We start from the raw sequence: 3,635 nt of genomic DNA on the forward strand, positions 1-3,635 counted from the left end.
GAACCACCCGCGCCTCGGCGCGAGAATGTGCCAAGGCACATTCTTTTTCACTAAAAAATCCCGCTTTGACATCTGCATGTGAAAAGTTTAGAATAAATAGAACAAATGTTCGTTTTAGGGAGCAGATATGAAGCGAATTATTTTTCATGTAGATGTAAAGTCGGCTTTTTTGTCGTGGGAGGCCTGTTACCGGATTCATCATCTGGGAGGAAAACAGGATTTGCGAAAGCTGGTGAGTGCTGTAGGCGGCGATCGGGAGAAAAGGCACGGTATCATTCTGGCTAAATCTATTCCAGCGAAGAAATATCACATACAGACTGGAGAGACTGTTGTTTCCGCAAAAGAAAAATGTCCTGGCTTGATTTTGGTCCCTCCGAAAAATGAAAGAAATCTGTTTATCCAAACCATGGCCAGACTGATTGTATAATAAATATGAACCCAGGCGGAAATCAGTTGTATGATGATGCCTGGGTTTTTGTATGTCCGAGAAGAAAAGTATACAGAATACATAAAATAATAACGATTACTATTATTGACATAATGAGAAAATTTGGTTATAATACAGACATACAAAAAAGAGAAAATTTGGAAGAAATGAAATGCTGGAAAATCTAGTGGAAACTCGTTGACAATAGAGAGAGAATTATATCGAAAAGGAGAAGAGTGGCTATGAAAAAATTTGAATGCGAACCATGTGGATACATTTATGATCCTGTAGTAGGTGATCCGGACAGCGGTATTGCTCCTGGAACGGCATTTGAGGATATTCCGGACGATTGGGTATGCCCGATTTGCGGACTTGGTAAAGATGTTTTTGTACCAGTGGAAGGCTAGAAACAATGAAATAACCCAAAATAAAAGAAATGGAGGACAGACTATGACTTACGATTATGATATCACTTTCGAAGATAACTTATTAACCGGGAATAAGATGATTGATGAGCAACACAAAGAACTGATTGAGCGAATCCGGAACTTTGTATTTGCCTGTCAGGACGGAAAAAGTAAGGTAAATGCGATAAAAATGCTGGATTATCTGGACGAGTATACTGATTTCCATTTCAAAGAAGAGGAAATATTACAAGAAAAGGCCGAATATCCGGATCGTGGCAAACATCATGAGAAACATGAAGAGTTCAAGAAAACAATTCAGGAATTGTATGAATATCTTCATGATTCTGAGGGGCCAACGGATCAGTTCAGCGAACTTGTACATAGGAATGTGGTTGATTGGTTGTTTGGTCACATAAAAACTTTTGACCGCTCCGTAGCGGAGTTTATCTTTATGAGAGAAAATCCAGAGCGTTGTTAAGTGGGTATTGTTCAGGCAATGAAAACTGATTTTCTAAATGGAGGTACCATATGAATAAAAAGGCTATGTATAAGCTGAGTTATGGATTATTTGTTCTGACGGCGAAAGACGCAGAGAAAGACAATGGGTGCATTATCAATACGGCAGTTCAGGCAGCGTCGGAACCAAATCAATTAAGCATATGCGTTAACAAAGCCAATTATACACACGACATGATTCAAAAAACCGGAAAATTTACAGTGTCGGTTTTAAGCCAGGAGGCTCAGTTTGGATTATTTGAGCAGTTTGGTTTTCAGTCAGGCCGGAATGTGAATAAGTTTGAGGCATTTGAAAAGTGTGCGCGGGGTTTAAATGGTATTTACTATATTACAGAAGGAACAAACGCATATATTTCGGTAACAGTGAAAAAAACGGAAGACCTGGGTTCCCATACCATGTTTATTGGTGAGATCACAGATATGGAAGTTTTGAGTGATATTCCTTCCGTAACATATGAGTACTATCAGAATCATATCAAGCCGAAACCGCAGGCAGTAGGAAAAACAGAAGCAGGACAGAACATATGGAGATGCAGGATATGCGGTTATGAATATATTGGAGATGAATTACCGGAGGACTTTGTATGTCCTTTGTGTAAGCATCCAGCATCGGATTTTGAGAAAATTGTAGAGAGCGAGGCGAAAAAAGAAATGGCAGGAAATAAATACGCAGGAACACAGACTGAAAAAAATTTACTGGAAGCTTTTTCTGGTGAGTCACAGGCAAGAAATAAATATACCTATTTTGCATCGGTTGCGAAGAAGGAAGGCTATGAGCAGATGGCTGCGTTGTTCTTAAAAACAGCCGACAATGAAAAGGAACATGCAAAAATGTGGTTCAAAGAGCTGGCCGGAATCGGTGATACGAAAGAAAATCTGGCTGCAGCTGCAGAGGGCGAGAATTACGAATGGACAGATATGTATGAGGGTTTTGCAAAAACAGCGGAGGAAGAAGGTTTCCCGGAACTTGCAGCGAAATTCAGAACGGTAGGAGAAATCGAGAAACATCACGAAGAGAGGTATCGTGCACTTCTTAAAAATATTGAAACTGCGCAGGTGTTTGAAAAAAGTGAGGTAAAAGTATGGGAATGCCGTAACTGCGGACATATCGTAGTAGGAACCAAGGCCCCGGCAGTGTGCCCGGTATGTAATCACCCGCAGAGTTATTTTGAAGTTCGCGAAGAAAATTATTAAGGAGAATTATTTCAAATATGCAGGCTATTAATTCTAAAAAAGCAGTCATGATAGGCTGTGGGTTTGTTGGTTCTGCATCGGTGTTTGCCTTAATGCAAAGTGGATTATTTACGGAAATTGTTCTGATTGATGCAGATAAGGGGAAGGCAGAGGGAGAAGCTATGGATATTAGCCATGGAATTCCGTTTGCCAGACCGATGAAAATTTACGCCGGAGATTATGATGATGTGGCTGACGCAGCAATTGTAATTATATCAGCCGGTGCAGGCCAGAAACCTGGAGAGACAAGACTGGATCTTGTTAATAAAAATGTGGCAATCTTTAAATCAATCATTCCAGAGGTGGCAAAGAGAAATTTTTCCGGAATTATGTTGGTAGTTGCGAATCCGGTAGATATTCTTACGCAGGTAGCAGCCAAGTTATCGGGACTTCCGGAAAACAGAGTGATTGGATCCGGAACTGTTTTGGACAGTGCAAGATTGCGATATAAGCTCGGTGAACATCTGGCAGTAGACAGCCGGAGTGTCCATGCATTTATTGTGGGAGAACACGGAGACAGTGAGGTTGTGGCGTGGTCATCAGCCAATGTATCAGGCGTACCATTGAGCGAAATATGTGAAATGCGCGGGCATTATAATCATAAGGAAAACACAAAAGAAATTGCGGAAGCAGTAAAAAACAGTGCTTATGAAATCATAAACAGAAAGCATGCGACCTATTATGGAATCGCGATGTCTGTAAAAAGAATCTGTGAAGTGATCATGAGAGATGAGAAATCAATTCTTCCAGTATCACATATGATTCACGGTATTTATGGCATTGAAGGTGTTTCGTTAAGCATGCCGGTCATTGTTGGTGCAGACGGTGTGGAATCGGATATACCTATTAATCTGAATGGTGAAGAAGCAGTAAAGCTTAAGAATTCAGCAGATTCTTTAAAGGCAATTATGGATACAATAGAGTTATAGTTTTTTACAAAATGTGTTATGGAAGAGGAAGTTTGTAGTTGCTGCAATGCTTCCTCTTTTAGGATAATAAGCGAGAATCCTCGGTTATTCAATTGCCGAGATGAAAGCGTCTGAAACGCAAGA

The 3,635-nt window shown here is 40.4% G+C and carries 5 protein-coding genes; all 5 read left to right on the plus strand.

Annotation, left to right across the window (positions count from 1 at the left end):
- The first annotated feature begins 127 nt into the window (after window positions 1–127).
- The 5 genes from DW819_RS15055 (at window position 128) to DW819_RS15075 (ending at window position 3,512) form a co-directional block, all read left to right on the plus strand.
- Entirely contained in the window at window positions 128–427 is a 300-nt protein-coding gene (locus DW819_RS15055) for a hypothetical protein (RefSeq protein WP_118733935.1), read from the plus strand.
- A gap of 242 nt (window positions 428–669) precedes the next feature.
- A complete protein-coding gene (gene rd, locus DW819_RS15060; RefSeq protein ID WP_118733936.1) occupies window positions 670–834 on the plus strand; it encodes a rubredoxin in 165 nt (54 codons plus the stop codon).
- A 43-nt stretch (window positions 835–877) separates the two neighbouring features.
- Window positions 878–1,312: a hemerythrin family protein gene (locus DW819_RS15065; RefSeq protein WP_118534249.1), complete on the plus strand. Its 435-nt coding sequence runs from the start codon at window positions 878–880 to the stop codon at window positions 1,310–1,312.
- Between the two features lie 50 nt (window positions 1,313–1,362).
- Window positions 1,363–2,544 (plus strand): rubrerythrin, encoded by a 1,182-nt coding sequence (gene rbr, locus DW819_RS16100; RefSeq protein WP_118733937.1) that lies wholly within the window; start codon window positions 1,363–1,365, stop codon window positions 2,542–2,544.
- Window positions 2,545–2,561: 17 nt separating this feature from the next.
- The gene (locus tag DW819_RS15075; RefSeq protein ID WP_118733938.1) at window positions 2,562–3,512 is read left to right on the plus strand and encodes an L-lactate dehydrogenase; all 951 of its coding nucleotides are present in this window, start codon (window positions 2,562–2,564) and stop codon (window positions 3,510–3,512) included.
- The last annotated feature ends 123 nt before the right edge of the window (window positions 3,513–3,635 follow it).

The organism is Clostridium sp. AM33-3 (genome assembly GCF_003480315.1).
Lineage (GTDB): Bacteria > Bacillota > Clostridia > Lachnospirales > Lachnospiraceae > Brotaphodocola.